Genomic DNA, 16,728 nt, shown 5'->3' with positions numbered 1-16,728 from the left:
CGCAGCCGCAGCGAAGGTCGCGCCTTCCGCGACGCGCGGCCGTCAGCCCGTGGGCGTGAAGGTGAGATGGCATCGAAAGCCATGCGGATCGTAGGCCAGATCGACCTCCGCATCCGGCAGCGACGACCGGATGACCGTCGTGCCGAAGCCTTGGTGATCGGGCGCGGCGACCGGGGGTCCGCCACTCTCGGCCCAGAGCAGCCGGACCAGGCCATCGGCGTCCTGTGACCACGTCACCGAGACCCGGCCATCGGGGTCCGACAGGGCGCCGTATTTGCGCGCGTTCGACGCCAGTTCGTGCAGGACGAGGCCGAGCCCCGAAACCTGCCTGCTCACCAGGCGGACCTCCGGGCCCTCGACGCTCAGCGCGGCTTGCTCGTTCGGCATGAGCAGGCCGCCGACGGTCTCGCTGACCACGCGATGCAACGGCGCCGCCTGCCAGTTGTCCTCGCGCAAGGTGTCGTAGGCGCGCGTCAGCGCCTGCATCCGCGCCCGGAACGCCTCCCGGAAGGCTTTCGAACCGTCTGTCGCCGCCTCCGTCATGACGCCGATCGCCGACACCATCGAGAAGACGTTCTTCAGGCGGTGGCTCAACTCCTCGAACAGGAACTCCGCCCGCTTTTCCGCCTGGCGGTGCCGTTCGATCAGCTCGGCCAGGTCGTATTGCCGCCGCCGTGCGAGCAGCGCGCTCTGGACGGCCGACGCGATCTCGATGGGGGAGGATGGCCGGATCAGCACCGTCACCGGCAACCCGTCGCGCGCGGCCACGAGCTGTCGGCCCCAGGTGACGGCCCGCTCCTCCGACTCGCCCAGCAGGATGACCGGCGGGGTGGACCAGAGCGGCTCTCGCCCCAGCAGGTCCGTCAGCGCGTCCAGCGTCGCGGGTTTCATCGCCTCGGCGGTCAGCAGGAAAGCACCGACCTGCAATCCGTTCTCGCCGCGCAGTGCCTCGTCCAGCAGGGCGCATGAGGCGACGTCGAACGACCACTCCCGCAGAACCCGGTCCAGCACCGCCGCATCGCGCGCGAAGGGGGCGAGGACGACGATCCGTTCCGACCTGACCGCGCCGGTCCGAACGGTCACGTCGGCACGTCGTCGGTCTTGTCGGCGGTCACGTGGAACGCGCCCTCGATCGGCCTGACCGTGACGCCCGGAGGGTCGATATGCAGCGCGCGGATTTTCCGGGAGTGCGCCCCATACCGCTTCTTGCCCACCCATATCGACCGACCGATCGCTCCGTCCTGGCGATATTGCGACAGCCGGATCACGTTGTCGGTGAGGAAGCTGAAGTCGATCTCGGATTGTCCGGCCGGATGCTCCGCCCCCTCGTTCAGCGTCATCACGCTCGCCACGCCCAGCTGCTTGAGCGAGTTCAGCAACGCGTTGAACTGCGGCAGCAATTCGCCGCCCGCGCGCAGGGTGCGCACGAAGCCGGTCAGGCTGTCGAGGACGATCAGCCGCGCCCCGTCCGCGACGACCTCCTCGATGCGCCGGAAGATCTGGCCCTGCGTGGTCTCTGTCGGATTGAAATGTTCGAGGTTCAGAAGGCCCTGCTCGATATGGTCATCGAAATCCAGGCCGATGATCCGCGCCCGTTCCAGCACATCCGCGCGCATTTCCTCGAACAGGAACAAGCCCGCCTTGATGCCCCGCCTCGCGGTCGCGTCGGCCAGCTTGGCCGACAGGATCGACTTCCCCGCGCCGGTGTCCCCGGTGATGAGCGTGGTGCTGTTGCCGGGAAGCCCGCCGCCGAGGAGATCATCCAGCGTCTCGTCGCCGGTCCTGAGCTCCCAGCGCTCGACCTCGCGGGGTTCGGGGCGCGGCACCAGACGGGGGAACACCACGATGCCGCCCGTTTCGATGGTCATGTCGTGAAAGCCCTCGAAGAAGGGCGAGCCGCGCATCTTGATGACCTGAAGGCGCCGGTGCGTCACCCCGAAATCCGGGGTCGTCCAGTCCAGCCGGATCGTGCCGTGGGTGGTCAGCTCGGAACTCTCGACCGTGCCCATCCCGTCGAACGCCTCGATCAGAAGCGCCGTCGTCCTGGCCTTCGCGAGGTTGCCCTTCAGTCCCAGGATCGCCCGCCGGAAGCGCAGCATCGACGAGCTGATGAGCCGCAGCTCGGCCAGGCTGTCGATGACGACGCGCCGGGGCTGGTGCTTTTCGACCTCTGCCCCGATCGTCTCGATCAGATCGGCAAGCTCCTCCTCGGCGGTGCCGATCACGGTCTGGGTGTGCGACAGGTCGGTCACCTCGGCGGCCAGCAGTTCGACGATCTCGATGCCCGTCAGGTCCAGACCATGAGATTCGGCGATGCCAAGAAGTTCCTCGCGGCTCTGCGACAGGGTGAGATAGAGGCAGGAGCAGTCTTCGTCCCTGTCCACCCCGGCAAGCAGGAACTGAAGCGCGAGAGTGGTCTTGCCGGTGCCCGGCCCGCCTTCGACCAGGTAGACATGGCCTTCCTCCAGGCCACCCTGAAGGATGCTGTCGAGCCCGGGGGCCCCCGTTGAAATTCTCTTGGCCAAGCCCTGTCCCCGCCTTACCGGGAGACCCGGTTCCGCAAGGCCTCCGTTTATCGTACCGAAGAAACAACTTAGAACTGTCCGCGCAGCGGCTGTCCAGCAAAGACGTCGCCGCACCGCCCGAGAGGACCGTCCGACCGTTTCATCCGGACGACGGCCTTGACCGGGAAACCGCGATGCGGCCGACCGGGGGCCGGCAGGCGTGTGCGCGCGCACCGATAAGGTCCGCTGTGGTGCATATTTGCCTTGCTCGCCGACCCTGCGGTTCGCAAGGTGGCGGTCAGGAATTGGAGGCTGGGGAAAAATGAGTGAATTGCCTACGGTGGTTGGTATCGGAGCCTCTGCCGGAGGCCTCGAAGCCCTCCAGGACTTCGTCCACGCGATCCCGAACGACAGCGGGATCGCCTATGTCGTGATCCAGCACCTGGCGCCGGATCAGCCGTCGCTCATGGACAAGCTTCTGAGAGCGCATACGCCTGTTCCGGTCTCGCGCATCGAGGACGGCGGGGCGATCGAGCCCGATCATATCTACATCATCCCGCCGGGACCCTTTCTCGAGATCGAGGAGGATCGCTTCAAGCTGATCGAGCACAAGCGGGAGGAAGGTGTCCGAACCCCGATCGACCGGTTCTTCACCTCGCTGGCCGAGGCGGCGGGGCGCAAGGCCTTCGCGGTGGTGCTCTCGGGGACCGGCTCTGACGGGACGATGGGGGTGCGGGCGATCAAATCCAGCGGGGGCATCGCGCTGGTCCAGGAGAGCAAGAGCGCCCGTTTCCCGGGCATGCCCGATAGTGCGGCCGCGACGGGGCTGGTGGACTTCGCGCTTCGCGCCCAGGACATGCCCGGCCGGATCTTCGATATCGTGCGCCATCGCGAGCAGATCGAGGATGATGGCGGGCGAGAGAATCTGCTCGACGCCGTCGAAGCGCGGCTCGACGAAGTCCTCGACCGGATCGAGGACGAGGCTGGCAACTCCTTCGCCGGCTACAAGCCCGGAACCCTCGTCCGGCGCGTGGCGCGGCGCATGACCCTGCTCCGGCAGAGAACCCTCGACGGCTATCTCAAGACACTCGAGTCGAAATCGGAGGAGCGTCAGCTGCTGACGCAGGACTTTCTCATCGGTGTCACGCAGTTCTTCCGCGACCCCGGGGCTTTCGACACCCTGCGGGACCAGGTGCTGAAGCCGCTGCTCGAGAGCGACCGCCCGGGCTTCCGCATCTGGGTGCCGGGATGCTCGACGGGGGAAGAGGCCTACTCCATCGCCATTCTCGTGACCGAGCTCGCAGAGGAGATGGGTGACAAGAGATCGTGGAAGATCTTCGGAACGGACATCGACCTCGATGCGCTCCGGCACGCAAGGGTCGGACGCTATTCCGAGGCGGCGGTCGAGACGCTGGGGAAAGAACGTCGCGGGCGCTTCTTCACCCAGGACGAGGACATATGGCAGCTCGACAGCCATCTCCGCGAGATGTGTGTCTTCGCCCCGCACAACCTGTTGTCCGACCCGCCGTTCTCGAAGCTCGATCTCATCTCCTGCCGGAACGTGATGATCTATCTCAACGCCGACAGTCAGGAGAGCCTGCTGCCGCGCTTCCACTACGCTCTCAATCCAAACAGCTACCTCTGGCTGGGACCGTCGGAGTCGCTGGGTCGCAATGAGCGCTTCTTCCGAACGGTGCATCGAGGGGCTCGGCTCTTCCGGCGGGATGACAGTGTATCACCTGCCTTTTCCTCGCTCTCCGCGGGACGGCGACGCGAAGGGCCCATGGGCTTGCGCAGCGGACTCACACCCGAGCAGCAGCAGCCGCGATCGAGGGACGACCTCGAAAGCCAGTCCGAACAGATCTTCCTACAGCGCCGTGCCGCGCCCTTCGCCACGATCAACCGCCAGAACGAGGTGGTCTATGTGTCCGAGGCGATGACATCCCTCGTGAAGCCGTCCCGCGGGACACCGAGCACGGCACTGGACGACTACCTGACGGCGGATCTGCGGTTGCCGGTTCACTCCGCCCTCGACGAGGCGCGGGAGAGCGGGCTCGATGCCGAGGTCAAGAACGTCGTCGCGCATGTGGGGGACACCCCGAGACTGTTCGACGTGGGCGTGACGCCCTTCGGGGCCGACAGCGAGCTGATGCTTGTCTCGCTGAACGAGGTCCGCTCCCGGGACATGGACAAGGCCCTCGACGTGGACGTGAGCCGGCGCGGCGAGGTGCACGAGCAGGAGTTGCTCCTGACGCGCAAGCGGCTGAGCTCCCTGGAGAAGGAATTCGAGACCTCCGAGCAGGAACTGCGCAGCGCGAACGAAGAACTCCTCAGCATGAACGAGGAACTCCAGAGCTCCAACGAGGAACTGGAGACGAGCCGCGAGGAGCTCCAGTCGATCAACGAGGAGCTCGAGACCATCAATGCCGAGCTTTCCGAAAACAACCGGCAGCTCACCCGCGCCAACAGCGACCTCAAGAACCTGCTGGAGAGCACCGACATCGCGACGCTCTTCATCGACGAGTCGGATTGCGTGCGGCTCTACACGCCCGAACTCAGCCGGCTCTTCGGCGTGCAGGAGCGTGATGTCGGCCGCTCCATCCACGATCTCGCCAGCAAGGTGGACTACCCCGAACTCTCCGGCGACGCCGAGAAGGTGCGAAAGACGCTCCAGCCCGTCGAGCGCGAGCTTCGCATCGAGTCCACGGACGAGACCTTCCAGGCCCGGGTGCGGCCATACCGGACAATCGACAACCGGATCGACGGCGTGGTCATCACCTTCATCGACGTGACAGGACGCAAGCGCAACGAGCGGCAGCTCGAAGAGAATGCGCGCGTCCTGCGCGAGCAGTATTCGGAACTCGCGACGCTCTACGACACGGCCCCGATCGGCCTGAGCCTCATCGATCGGGACATGCGTTATGTCCGCATCAACGAGCAGCTTGCCGCCATGAACGGCTTCTCGGTCGAGGAGCACATCGGCAAGCTCCAGGAAGAGATGGTCCCGGAGGCGCACGCCTCGGTGGCTGAAATCCAGCGGAAGGTCATGGAGACCGGCGAGCCGGCGCATGGCCTCAACGTGCGCACCGAGACGCCCTCCGCGCCCGGGCGCAGGCGGGAATTCCTGGTCGACTTCTATCCCGTCTTCGACGGTCCGGACGTGGTCGCCATCGGCACCTGCGTTCGCGAAGTCACGAAGGAACGGGAGCTGGAGCGCCGGATCGAAGAGAGCGCCGTCCGCCAGGGCATCGCCGTCGATGCCGCAGGGCTCGGCGTCTTCGAATGGCGCATGGACGAGGATGAGGCGCTTTGGGAGAATGACCGCCTCTACGAGATCTTCGGACGCTCCCGCGAAGAGGGTCCGCTCAGCTTCGCGGACTTCCGCGAGAGCGTTCTGCACCCGGATGACGTCGAGCGCTTCACGCAGGACATCGCGGAGGCCAGGAAGACGGGTGCGCTCGACACGGTGGTGCGGATAGCTCACCCCGCCGACGGCACCGAGCGCCACATCCAGTATTTTGCCAGCGTCAATCGGGACGAAGACGGCACTGACTGCATGGTGGGGGTGATCGCGGACGTGACCGAGCAGAAGCTCGCCGCCCAGCGGGAGGCAGAGCAACGCCAGCGCCTCCAGACCCTGCAGGACAGCCTGAGCAGCTTCGTCGGCATGCTCACGCCCGACGGGACCGTTGTGGAGGCCAACGCCACTGCGCTGGACCGTGGCGGGCTCCGCCGCGCCGATGTCATCGGGAAGAAGCTGTGGGATTGCCGGTGGTGGTCCTTCAGCGCCGAATCCCAGGAGCGTCTCAAGGCCTCCCTGGAACGCGCAAGGCAGGGAGAGAGCGTGCGCTACGACGTCCCCGTGCGCATGGACGGCGAAGAGATGCTCACCATCGACTTCCAGCTTGTCCCGAACATCGACAAGACCGGGCAGGTCACCGAGATCATCCCCTCGGCCGTGGATGTCACGGAGCGCGTGGAGGCGGAGCGCCGCAAGGACATCCTGCTTGCCGAGCTCGAGCACCGCGTGAAGAACATCCTCGCGACGGTGCAGTCGGTCGCGCGGTTCACGGCCCGCATGGCGCGGGACAAGGACCACATGGCGGAGAGCCTCATCAGCCGGCTCGGTGCCATCTCGCGCACGCATGACGCGCTCACCTCCGGCGGCTGGGAAGGCCAGACGCTGAGGTCGCTCGTCGAGGCCGAGGTCGCGCCATATGTCGATCCGCAGAACGGTCGCTTCACCTACATCGGGGACGAGATAGCCCTGAGCCCGAGCACCTCCCTTTCGATCGGACTGGCGCTGCACGAGCTGGCGACGAACGCCGCCAAATATGGCGCTTACGCATCGGATAGCGGCCGGGTCGAGCTCAGGGCGACCACGGACGGAGACGAGTTCGCCCGGATAGAGTGGCGAGAGATTGGCGGCCCCGAGGTGAAGCCCCCGGAGCACGAAGGCTTCGGGACCTTCCTGATCCAGCGGCTCCTGCAACAGGAACTCGATGCCTCGATCGATGTTGTCTACGAGGAAACCGGACTGCGGTGCGTCATCGAGCGCTCCGAGAAGCAGGCAAACGCGTGAGGCAAACTGAGCGAGTGTCGACGTCTCTGTCGCCAGAAGAAGAGCAGAAGGGAGCGCCGAAGGTTCTCGTCGTGGAGGACGAGATGCTGATCGGCATGGACCTTGTCATGCTGCTGGAGGAATGGGGCTGCAGCGCCACGGGACCGGTGAGAACCGTGGCCTCGGCGCTGAGCGCCGTCGAGGCCCAGCGGCCCGATGTCGCGATCCTCGATGTCAATCTGGGCGATGGCGAGACGAGCATTCCGATTGCGATGGAGCTTGCCGAAAGCGGCATCCCCTTTGCCTTTCTGACGGGCTACGATCCGTCGCGTCTGGATGACGGTGCCACCGCACTCAAGGCACCTTTCCTGAGGAAACCGGTGAACGAGCGCGAGCTGCGCGAGGTTCTTTCCCAACTGGTGCCACGGTCAACGACCGCAGGATAGGACAGGCTCGCGCCAATTCGCACGACCGGCCCTGTCCGCCCCTGCGCGTCGCCGACGTCCACGGCATGGCGCAAGCCTTTCTGAGTCCCGCGCATACCGGGCATCGCGGTCTCGTGCGGTGCCACCCCCAAGCGCCCGTTTGGCAGATGGGCATGTACGTGCCTCGGGCGGCCCGGGGACAGGATGCGATACTTGACGGGGTCCCGGGCATGCCTTAGGTGGAGTGCTGCTGAGCGGGCGTCGTATACTGGCTATTACCTCAGCCTTCCAAGCTGATGAAGCGGGTTCGATTCCCGCCGCCCGCTCCACGCCCCCCCCCTCCCCCCGCTTCCCCTTCGCCGCGCCAGCCGGTATGCAGCGCAGATGGCCCGGACCCTTCTTTTCAACAAGCCCTACGGCGTGCTCTCGCAATTCACCGACAAGGGAAGTGCCGACAGCCCGCGTGCGACGCTTTCGGACCATGTCGAGGTGGCCGGCGTCTATCCCGCCGGGCGGCTCGACCGGGACAGCGAAGGGCTGATGGTGCTGACCGACGACGGCCGCCTGCAGGCGCGGATTGCCAACCCGAAGCACAAGATGCCCAAGACCTACTGGGTGCAGGTGGAGGGCCTGCCCGAGGACGCGGCGCTCGAGGCGCTCCGCCGGGGGGTGACGCTGAAGGACGGCCCGACACGCCCCGCCCATGTGGTCCGGATCGACAGCCCGCCCGCCCTGTGGGACCGCGACCCGCCGATCCGCGTGCGCCAGTCCGTCCCCGATTGCTGGCTCGAGATCACCATCTCCGAGGGGCGCAACCGGCAGGTCCGCCGGATGACCGCGCATGTCGGCCACCCCACGCTGCGGCTGATCCGGGCGCGGATCGGGCATTGGCACCTCGGCGGGCTCCGTCCCGGCCAGTGGCGGGACGCGTGACCGGCCAGCGCTCGACAGCGGGCGGCGGATCGGCCAGACTCGGGGCCGAGCCCAGACGGCGGACGAGATGAAGACACCCGCGAAGACACCCCTCTCCCAGAACCCGCACCGCCTGCGCGAACGCCGCGAGAAGACCCTCGAAGCCGCCATCGGACGCGAGGTCCGCACCCAGCGGAAACGCCAGCGCATGACGGTGGCCGACCTCGCCGGGGCGACGGGGCTGTCGGTGGGCATGCTGTCGAAGATCGAGAACGGGGTGACCTCGCCCTCGCTGACCACCCTGCAGACGCTGGCCCATGCGCTCTCGGTGCCGCTGACGGCGCTCTTCACGGGGTTCGAGGAGACCCGCGGCGTCATGCATGTGAAGGCCGGCACGGCGGTCGAGATCGAACGGCAGGGCACCCGCGCCGGGCATCAGTACAACCTGCTCGGCCATATCGGGGCGAACAGTTCGGGCGTGGTGGTGGAGCCCTACCTCATCGTGCTGAACGAGACCTCGGACGTCTTCCCGACCTTCCAGCACGAGGGGATCGAGCTGATCTACATGCTCGAGGGCCGGATGGAGTACCGCCACGGCGACAGCCTCTTCACCATGGAGCCGGGCGATTCGCTCTTTTTCGACGCCGATGCCGCGCACGGGCCCGAGGTGCTGGGCACGCTGCCGATCCGCTACCTCTCGGTCATCTCCTACCCGCAGGGCGCCTGAGCCTCAGCGGTAGCGGCGGCCCGGATCGAAGGCGGCGACGGGCAGGTTCGGCTGCCGCCCCTCGGCCATGTCCGCCACGATCCGGCCGGTGATCCCGCCCAGCGTCAGCCCGAGGTGCTGGTGCCCGAAGGCATGGATGATCCGGTCGCTGCCGGGCGCATGGCCGATCACCGGCCGCGCATCGGGCATCGAGGGGCGGAAGCCCAGCCAGTGGCTGGTCGGCTCGGGCAGCGGCCCGAGCAGCTCGGCCCCCTTCCGCGCGATATAGGCCAGGCGCTTGTGGTTCACCGGCGCCTCGGGCGCGGCGATCTCGACCGTGCCGGCAAGACGCAGGCCGTGGGCCATGGGGACCGAATAGAAGCCCGCCTCGTTCCAACCGACGGGCCGCGTCAGCCGGTGCCCCTCACCGGCGAAGAGCAGGTGATAGCCGCGCTCCACGCCCAGCGGGAGCGCCTCGGCACCGCTGCCGGGGATGCGGCCCGAGAAGGCGCCCGCCGCGATGACCACGCGCCCGGCGGTGACCGTATCGGCGCCGAGGGCGACCTCCGCCAGGGTCGGCGTCGTCCGGACCCCCGTCACCCGCTCCTGCCGCCAGAGACCGCCCAGCGCGACGAAACGCGCGTGCAGCCGCCGCACCAGCGCCTCCGGGTCCGTCACCTGCCGCGCACCGGGGAAATGCACCGCCCGTTCGATGCCGATGCGCAGGCCCGGCTCCAGCGCCTGCGCCTCGTCGCGGGTCAGCTCGCGCGCCTCGACCCCGAGCGCGCGCTGGCGGGCCAGGTCGGCCTCCGCCGCCCGTGCGCCCGCGGCCGTGGACCAGATCGTGAGCTGCCCCCGCGCCGCGATCAGATCCTCCGCCCCGGCCTCCGCGATCAGCGGATTGAGCCCCGCATCGGCATGGGAGAGCAGCGCGGCAAGGTCCTCCGCAATCCGCCGCGAGGGCGCCGCACGGCAATTGGCGAGGAAGGACAGCATCCAGCGCGGGTGGCGCAGCGCATGGCTCCAGTCCACCGAGAGCGGCGAGTCCGATCCGAAGAGCAGCCCCGGCAGGCCGGAGATCACCGAAGGGTCGCACATCGGCAGGCAGCCGTAGGTGGCGATGGTGCAGGCGTTGCCGGAACTCGTCCCCGCGCCCGGCGCCTCGGCATCCACCAGCAGGACCGAGAGCCCGCGCATCCGCGCCCAGAGCGCCGCCGAGACCCCGACGATCCCCGCCCCCACGACGACAAGGTCGACGTCAGTCATCCCGAACCTCATGCTTCATCGTTCCAGAATTGCGCCCGCGCGGCGCGCTTCGGCCCCAACTGGCCGAACTCCACCCTTACACCGGCAGCGCCGTCGTCGACTTGATCTCTTCCATCGACAGCAGCGCCGTCACGTTGTGCACCTTAACCTCCGAGATCATCGCCTGGTAAAAGGCGTCATAGGCCCGCGCGTTCTTCACCCGGACCTTGAGGATATAGTCGATCTCGCCCGCAAGCCGGTGCGCCTCCTGCACCTCGGGGCGCTTCTTCAGCACGTCGAGGAAGAGCTTCTGCCACTCCGCATCGTGCTCGGCCGTCCGGATCAGCACGAAGAAGCAGGCCTCGAACCCGAGCGCCTCGGGATCGAGGATCACCGTCTGCGCGCCGATCACGCCCGCATCGCGCAGCTTGCGGATCCGGTTCCAGACCGGGGTCTTCGAGGACCCCACCTTGCGGGCGATCTCGTCGAGCGACTGGCTCGCGTCCTGCTGCAACTGCGAAAGGATTTTCCGGTCTGTTTCATCCAAACGGACGGACATTTCGCCCCACTCCATTTCCCCGGGACACTGGCCCAAGCGGGCGCCCTCTCCGGAACCGTGTTCTTATTTCCCCGCCCCACTGGCGTCAAACCGGGAATATTTCCTAGATTGAAGGGCAAGTCAAACCACCCGAGGGGCAGCCCGAATGCGGCACTTCCCGATCTTCGTGAACACCGACAGCGCCCGCATCCTCCTGTCCGGCGGCGGCGAGGCGGCACTGGCCAAGCTGCGCCTTCTGATGAAGACCACCGCGCGGATCGAGGTCTATGCCGAGGACCCCGCGCCCGAGCTCGAAAGCTGGGCCCGCGACGGGCGACTCGCGCTCCTGCGCCGCCCGCTCGTGGCGGCTGACGTGACAGGCGCTCGGCTGGTCTATGCCGCCGACGAAGAGCCCGTGCGCGACGCCGAGATCGCGGCGCTCGCAGAGGCCGCCGGCGTGCTCGTGAACATCGTCGACAACCTCGACGACAGCGCGTTCATCACACCCGCGATGGTGGACCGGGATCCGGTCTGCATCGCGATCGGAACAGAAGGCGCGGCGCCGATGCTCGCGCGGTCCATCAAGGCCGATCTCGAGGCACGGCTTCCCGCCTCGCTCGGTCTGCTCACGCGGGCCGCGCAGGGTTTCCGGAAGGCGGCCATGGCGCTCCCCCACGGCCGCCCCCGCCGTGCCTTCTGGACCGAGTATTTCGACCGCGCCGGCCCCGAGGCCTATGACGCGGGCGGCGAGGTCGCGCTCGACCCGGCGCTGACGCTTCTGCTGGACCGGCACCTGAAGACCGAGACGCCCGCGGGCCGGATCACCCTGACCTGGACCGGCTCGGACGATCCGGACCTGATGACGCTGAAGGCCCGCAAGGCGCTCGATCTGGCGGACGTGGTGGTCCATGACGCCGGTGTCTCTCCGGCGGTGCTGGAACTGGCCCGCCGCGAGGCGCGCTTCATCGCGCTGGAGCGGCCGACCGACGTGCCGCCGATGCCGAAGCTCCTGACCGGGCAGGCTTCCCGGGGTGCGCATGTGCTCTACATCTCGGCCTCCCCCCTGCCCGCCGCCCTCGCCGAGGGCTGTCGCGCGGGGGATATCACCGTCACCGAGATCCCGGGCCTCCCCGGCCCCGCACATGCTCCTGCACTCAAGGAAACTGCCTGATGCCCCGTGCCTTCACTCCCAAGGTCATCACCGCCAACGCGCTGCTCGAAGGCGACGTCGTCTACCTGACCCGCGACGACCGCTGGACCCGCGACCTGAAGGAAGCCGAGCTTCTGACCGACGAGGCCCATGCCGACCTGCGCCTGATCGAGGCCGAGCGCCGCGTGTCCGAGGTCGTGGGCGCCTATCTCGCCGAGATGAAGCCCGGCCCCGACGGCCCCGAGCCGACCCACTTCCGCGAGGATTTCCGGCGCACCGGACCCTCCAACTATTTCCACGGCAAGCAGGAAGAGCGCGCCTGACCGCGCCCCCGGAGCAAGCATGTACCAGTATACCGAATTCGACCGCGATTTCCTCGCCGCCCGCAACGCGCAGTTCCGGGCCCAGGTCGAGCGCCGCATCGACGGCTCGCTGACCGAGGACGAGTTCAAGCCGCTCCGGCTGATGAACGGCCTCTACCTGCAGCTGCATGCCTACATGCTCCGGGTCGCCATCCCCTATGGCACGCTCAACTCCGGCCAGATGCGCCAGCTCGCGATGATCGCGGACCGGTGGGACCGGGGCTACGGCCATTTCACCACCCGGCAGAACATCCAGTACAACTGGCCGAAGCTGAAGGACGTGCCCGACATGCTGGACGCGCTGGCCGAGGTCGGGATGCACGCCATCCAGACCTCGGGCAACACGATCCGGAACGTCACCGCCGACCATTTCGCGGGTGCGGCCAGGGACGAGATCGCCGATCCGCGGCCCGTGGCGGAATTGCTCCGCCAGTGGTCCACCGACCATCCGGAATTCCAGTTCCTGCCCCGGAAGTTCAAGATCGCCGTCACCGGCTCCCCGCATGACCGCGCCGTCATCAAGGCGCATGACATCGGCATCCGCGTGGTCGAGCGCGATGGCCAGACCGGCTACGAGGTCCTCGTCGGCGGCGGCCTCGGCCGGACGCCGATGATCGGCAAGGTCATCAACGACTTCGTCGCGGCGGAGGACCTGCTGCCCTATCTCGAGGCCATCGTCAGCACCTACAACGTGCTCGGCCGCCGGGACAACAAGTACAAGGCGCGGATCAAGATCACCGTGCACGAGAACGGCATCGACACGATCCGCGAGAAGGTCGAGGCGCGCTTCGCCGAGCTGAAGCCGCGCTTCACCGGGGTCGACCAGGAGATGCTTGCCACTATCGAGGCCCAGTTCGCCCCGCCCGCCTTCCGCGAGGCGCCGACCGACGCCTATGACGAGACCTACGCGAAGAACCCGCTCTTCCGGTCGTGGTGCGACACCAACCTGCACCCGCACAAGGCCGAGGGCTATGCCATCGTCTCCATCTCGCTGAAGAAGCACGGCGCGACCCCGGGCGACGCGACCGGCGACCAGATGCGCGTGATGGCCGACCTCGCGCAGGCCTACGGTCACGACGAGCTCCGCATCAGCCACGAGCAGAACGTGATCCTGCCGCATGTCCACCGCTCGGACCTGCCCGCGCTCTATGCCCGGCTCAAGGCCGCCGATCTCGCCACCGCGAACATCGGGCTGATCTCGGACATCATCGCCTGCCCCGGCATGGATTACTGCGCGCTGGCGACGGCGCGCTCGATCCCCGTCGCGCAGGAGATCGCCGAGCGCTTCGCCGAGCTGAAGCTCGAGCATGACATCGGCCCGCTCAAGCTGAAGATCTCGGGCTGCATCAACGCCTGCGGCCACCACCACGTCGGCCATATCGGGATCCTCGGCCTCGACCGCGCCGGCGTCGAGAACTACCAGATCACCATCGGCGGCGACGCCACCGAGGACGCCGCCATCGGCGAGCGGATGGGGCCGGGCTTTGCCTATGACGAGGTGACCGACGCCATCGAGCGGATCGTCCGCGCCTATCTCGACACGCGCGAGGGGCCGCAGGAGACCTTCCTCGAAACCTTCCGCCGTCTCGGCGCCGATCCCTTCAAGGCGGCGCTCTATCCCAAGGAAACGGTCGATGCCTGAAGCAGCCCTCGATTTCGCGGGCGAGCCGCCCGAGGCGCAGGCGGCCCGGATCGCCGCGCTCAACGATCGCTACCGCCACCACGGCGCGACCGCCGTGCTGACCGGGGCGCTGAAGGACCCGCAGGCGGGCAGGCTCGCGCTGGTCTCGTCCTTCGGGGCCGAAAGCGTCGTGCTGCTGCACCTCGTCTCGGTGATCGACAACCGCACGCCGGTCGTCTTCATCGACACCCGGATGCTCTTCCCCGAGACGCTGGTCTACCAGTCCGAGCTCTCGGAACGGCTCGGCCTGCAGAACGTGCGGATCATCCGCGCCGCCGACGAGGCGCTGGCGGCCGGGGATGCGGACGGCACGCTCCACCAGCGCGACACCGACGCCTGCTGCGACCTGCGCAAGACGCGGCCCCTGCAGCGGGTGCTCTCGGAATACGACGGCTGGATCACCGGGCGGAAACGCTACCAGGGCTCGACCCGCCAGGCGCTCGAGTTCTTCGAGGCGGACGGGCCGGACCGGATCAAGGTCAACCCGCTGGCGCACTGGGCGCCCGAGGACATCCGCGCCTACATGGACGAGAACCGCCTGCCCCGGCATCCGCTGGTGGCGCAGGGCTATCCGTCGATCGGCTGCGCGCCCTGCACCTCGCCGGTCGGGCCCGGCGAGGATCCGCGCGCCGGACGCTGGCGTGGGCAGGACAAGAACGAATGCGGCATTCACATCGTCGATGGGAAGGTCGTGCGCACAGGAGTGGACGCATGAGCGTGATCGTGACCGACAGCGGCTTCGCCGCGGACGACTGGCCCGAGGGCGCGAACGAGGCGGTGCTCGACCTCGCCTCGGACGCGGATCCGGCCGAGGTGGTGCTGGATCCCGCGCCGGCGATGATCCGGGTGAACTTCCCCTCCTTCTCGGACGGGCGCGGCTTCACCATCGCGCGCCGCCTCCGCGTCCTGGGCTATTCCGGCCGCCTGCGCGCCAAGGGCCATGTCATCGCGGACCAGTACGCGATGGCCCGGCGCTCGGGCTTCGACGAGGTCGAGATCAGCGACGAGCTTGCCGCCCGCCAGCCCGAGGACCAGTGGAAATTCCGCGCCGACTGGCAGGCCCACGACTATCAGTCGCGCCTTCGTGGGGCCTGAGACCCTTCCCAAGACCGGACCGAGACTTTAGAGGGGGCCGTGACCCGGCCCAGATGATGACATGACGATGGTAGACACCCGCACCGACATCCCGAAGACGCCCACGCTGCCCGACGCCCAGACCGTCACCGAGGTGACGCACTGGACCGACCGGCTGTTCTCGTTCCGCGTCACGCGTCCCGCCTCGCTGCGGTTCCGCTCGGGCGAGTTCGTGATGATCGGCCTGATGGGCGACCCGGACCCGAAGACCGGCAAGCAGAAACCGCTGCTGCGCGCCTATTCCATCGCCTCGCCCTCCTGGGACGAGGAACTCGAGTTCTACTCGATCAAGGTGCAGGACGGCCCGCTGACCTCCCGCCTTCAGCACATCAGGCCGGGCGACCAGATCATCCTGCGGCCGAAGCCCGTCGGCACGCTGGTCCACGACGCGCTGCTGCCCGGCAGGCGGCTCTGGTTCTTCGCGACCGGCACCGGCATCGCGCCCTTCGCCTCGCTGATCCGCGATCCCCAGACCTACGAGGATTACGACAAGATCATCCTCACCCACACCTGCCGCGAGGTGAAGGATCTCGAATACGGCCGCCAGCTGGTCGAGACGGTCAGGTCGGACGAGATGCTGCGCGAGCTGATCGGCGACGGGCTCGACAAGCTGGTCTACTACCCGACCACGACCCGCGAGGAGAGCCCCCGCATGGGCCGGATCACCGACCTGCTGCGCGACGGCACGGTGTTCCGCGACCTCGGGATCGAGGATTTCGGCCCCGAGACCGACCGCGCCATGGTCTGCGGCTCGATGGGCCTGAACCTCGACATCAAGGAGATACTGGAGAGCCACGGTCTTCGCGAGGGGGCGAATTCGGACCCCAAGGAATACGTCGTGGAAAAGGCGTTCGTGGGGTGAGCGGCGTCCCGGAAAGCCTCCAGTGGAGGCTTTCAGCCGCGAACGCGCGAAGCGCAGGGGCGAGCGGCGTCCCGGAAAGCCTCCAGTGGAGGCTTTCAGCCGCGAACGCGCGGAGCGCCGGCTAAGGCCGCAAAACCTCCACCGGATGTTCTCAGGGCCGAGCGCGCGGCGCGCCGGCCAAGGCCCGTCTCGTACAGCCTCCACAGGATGTTCTCAGGGCCGAAGGCGCCGCGCGCAGGGGCGACCGGCGTCCAGGCAGGCCTCAAGCGGCTCTCGCAGCCCCGAACACACGACGCCCGGGACCACCTCCCCCTTGGCGCACGTCCACAACCGCACCCGCTGCCGAGCGGCGCTCCACCCGTGATCTGCACGGCTCCCACCGCCCCCTCCGACAAGCCTCCCGCACCCGCCCCCTTCCTCTGGTCCCGTATCCTCGGGGGCGCCCGGCGGCCTGCCGACGGGCGGAGGGGGCAGACAGCCCCCGCGCGCGGGCTTCGGCCTCGATGGCCGGAGCCCGCGCCCCCCGCGCGACGGGCACAGCCCGGCGCAACACGGCCACGGGACCGGCGCGGCACTCCGGCCGTCGGCGGTCTTCCGCCGGGATCCCGGATGTGACGGGCAAATGTCACGCTTGGGCCGCACTCGCCC

Annotated in this window: 14 protein-coding genes and 1 tRNA gene; 11 read left to right on the top strand and 4 right to left on the bottom strand. The window is 68.0% G+C overall.

The window, feature by feature from the left end:
- Window positions 1-42: 42 nt before the first annotated feature.
- Window positions 43-1,083, bottom strand: a complete 1,041-nt coding sequence (locus Q344_RS0119520) for a sensor histidine kinase (protein ID WP_028288258.1) — start codon at window positions 1,081-1,083, stop codon at window positions 43-45.
- Complete coding sequence (locus Q344_RS24510; RefSeq protein ID WP_051630887.1) at window positions 1,080-2,525, bottom strand: ATPase domain-containing protein; 1,446 nt, start codon at window positions 2,523-2,525, stop codon at window positions 1,080-1,082. Before Q344_RS24510 ends, Q344_RS0119520 begins: the two co-directional genes overlap by 4 nt.
- Before the next feature lie 301 nt (window positions 2,526-2,826).
- Between Q344_RS24510 and Q344_RS25255 the strand changes: the two genes are divergently transcribed.
- The 5 genes from Q344_RS25255 (at window position 2,827) to Q344_RS0119490 (ending at window position 9,129) form a co-directional block, all read left to right on the top strand.
- Window positions 2,827-7,086, top strand: a complete 4,260-nt coding sequence (locus Q344_RS25255; protein ID WP_084178504.1) for a chemotaxis protein CheB — start codon at window positions 2,827-2,829, stop codon at window positions 7,084-7,086.
- Window positions 7,047-7,511: a response regulator gene (locus Q344_RS0119505; protein WP_308423373.1), complete on the top strand. Its 465-nt coding sequence runs from the start codon at window positions 7,047-7,049 to the stop codon at window positions 7,509-7,511. The genes Q344_RS25255 and Q344_RS0119505 overlap by 40 nt, the downstream gene beginning before the upstream one ends.
- A 233-nt stretch (window positions 7,512-7,744) precedes the next feature.
- Window positions 7,745-7,819 (top strand) — tRNA-Gly (locus Q344_RS0119500).
- Between the two features lie 55 nt (window positions 7,820-7,874).
- On the top strand, window positions 7,875-8,423 hold the full coding sequence (locus Q344_RS0119495; protein ID WP_028288256.1) for a pseudouridine synthase: 549 nt from the start codon (window positions 7,875-7,877) through the stop codon (window positions 8,421-8,423).
- A 67-nt stretch (window positions 8,424-8,490) separates the two neighbouring features.
- Window positions 8,491-9,129, top strand: coding sequence for a helix-turn-helix domain-containing protein (locus tag Q344_RS0119490; protein WP_028288255.1), 639 nt, complete (start codon window positions 8,491-8,493; stop codon window positions 9,127-9,129).
- Between the two features lie 3 nt (window positions 9,130-9,132).
- Here the strand turns inward: Q344_RS0119490 and Q344_RS0119485 are convergent, their stop codons facing one another.
- Both Q344_RS0119485 and Q344_RS0119480 read right to left on the bottom strand, forming a co-directional pair.
- Window positions 9,133-10,374 (bottom strand): NAD(P)/FAD-dependent oxidoreductase, encoded by a 1,242-nt coding sequence (locus tag Q344_RS0119485; RefSeq protein WP_028288254.1) that lies wholly within the window; start codon window positions 10,372-10,374, stop codon window positions 9,133-9,135.
- A gap of 76 nt (window positions 10,375-10,450) precedes the next feature.
- On the bottom strand, window positions 10,451-10,912 hold the full coding sequence (locus Q344_RS0119480; RefSeq protein ID WP_028288253.1) for an Lrp/AsnC family transcriptional regulator: 462 nt from the start codon (window positions 10,910-10,912) through the stop codon (window positions 10,451-10,453).
- Window positions 10,913-11,057: 145 nt separating this feature from the next.
- Between Q344_RS0119480 and Q344_RS0119475 the strand changes: the two genes are divergently transcribed.
- The 6 genes from Q344_RS0119475 (at window position 11,058) to Q344_RS0119450 (ending at window position 16,080) form a co-directional block, all read left to right on the top strand.
- Window positions 11,058-12,062, top strand: coding sequence for an NAD(P)-dependent oxidoreductase (locus Q344_RS0119475; RefSeq protein WP_028288252.1), 1,005 nt, complete (start codon window positions 11,058-11,060; stop codon window positions 12,060-12,062).
- The gene (locus Q344_RS0119470; RefSeq protein WP_028288251.1) at window positions 12,062-12,364 is read left to right on the top strand and encodes a DUF2849 domain-containing protein; all 303 of its coding nucleotides are present in this window, start codon (window positions 12,062-12,064) and stop codon (window positions 12,362-12,364) included. The genes Q344_RS0119475 and Q344_RS0119470 overlap by 1 nt, the downstream gene beginning before the upstream one ends.
- Window positions 12,365-12,383: 19 nt before the next feature.
- Window positions 12,384-14,045, top strand: a complete 1,662-nt coding sequence (locus Q344_RS0119465) for a nitrite/sulfite reductase (protein ID WP_028288250.1) — start codon at window positions 12,384-12,386, stop codon at window positions 14,043-14,045.
- Complete coding sequence (locus Q344_RS0119460) at window positions 14,038-14,799, top strand: phosphoadenylyl-sulfate reductase (protein ID WP_051630882.1); 762 nt, start codon at window positions 14,038-14,040, stop codon at window positions 14,797-14,799. The genes Q344_RS0119465 and Q344_RS0119460 overlap by 8 nt, the downstream gene beginning before the upstream one ends.
- A complete protein-coding gene (locus tag Q344_RS0119455; RefSeq protein WP_028288248.1) occupies window positions 14,796-15,179 on the top strand; it encodes a DUF934 domain-containing protein in 384 nt (127 codons plus the stop codon). Before Q344_RS0119460 ends, Q344_RS0119455 begins: the two co-directional genes overlap by 4 nt.
- Window positions 15,180-15,240: 61 nt before the next feature.
- Window positions 15,241-16,080, top strand: coding sequence for a ferredoxin--NADP reductase (locus tag Q344_RS0119450; RefSeq protein WP_028288247.1), 840 nt, complete (start codon window positions 15,241-15,243; stop codon window positions 16,078-16,080).
- Window positions 16,081-16,728: the final 648 nt, after the last annotated feature.

The organism is Pseudooceanicola nanhaiensis DSM 18065 (assembly GCF_000688295.1).
Classification (GTDB): Bacteria; Pseudomonadota; Alphaproteobacteria; order Rhodobacterales; family Rhodobacteraceae; genus Pseudooceanicola; species Pseudooceanicola nanhaiensis.
This window is presented reverse-complemented; position numbering and strand designations above follow the sequence as displayed.

Excerpts from the sequence above, each read along its gene's own strand:
- Q344_RS25255 (WP_084178504.1), top strand. The coding sequence starts at position 2,827 with ATGAGTGAATTGCCTACGGTGGTTGGTATCGGAGCCTCTGCCGGAGGC.
- Q344_RS0119495 (WP_028288256.1), top strand. The coding sequence starts at position 7,875 with ATGGCCCGGACCCTTCTTTTCAACAAGCCCTACGGCGTGCTCTCGCAA.
- Q344_RS0119490 (WP_028288255.1), top strand. The coding sequence starts at position 8,491 with ATGAAGACACCCGCGAAGACACCCCTCTCCCAGAACCCGCACCGCCTG.
- Q344_RS0119485 (WP_028288254.1), bottom strand. The coding sequence starts at position 10,374 with ATGACTGACGTCGACCTTGTCGTCGTGGGGGCGGGGATCGTCGGGGTC.
- Q344_RS0119480 (WP_028288253.1), bottom strand. The coding sequence starts at position 10,912 with ATGTCCGTCCGTTTGGATGAAACAGACCGGAAAATCCTTTCGCAGTTG.
- Q344_RS0119475 (WP_028288252.1), top strand. The coding sequence starts at position 11,058 with ATGCGGCACTTCCCGATCTTCGTGAACACCGACAGCGCCCGCATCCTC.
- Q344_RS0119470 (WP_028288251.1), top strand. The coding sequence starts at position 12,062 with ATGCCCCGTGCCTTCACTCCCAAGGTCATCACCGCCAACGCGCTGCTC.
- Q344_RS0119465 (WP_028288250.1), top strand. The coding sequence starts at position 12,384 with ATGTACCAGTATACCGAATTCGACCGCGATTTCCTCGCCGCCCGCAAC.
- Q344_RS0119460 (WP_051630882.1), top strand. The coding sequence starts at position 14,038 with ATGCCTGAAGCAGCCCTCGATTTCGCGGGCGAGCCGCCCGAGGCGCAG.
- Q344_RS0119455 (WP_028288248.1), top strand. The coding sequence starts at position 14,796 with ATGAGCGTGATCGTGACCGACAGCGGCTTCGCCGCGGACGACTGGCCC.
- Q344_RS0119450 (WP_028288247.1), top strand. The coding sequence starts at position 15,241 with ATGACGATGGTAGACACCCGCACCGACATCCCGAAGACGCCCACGCTG.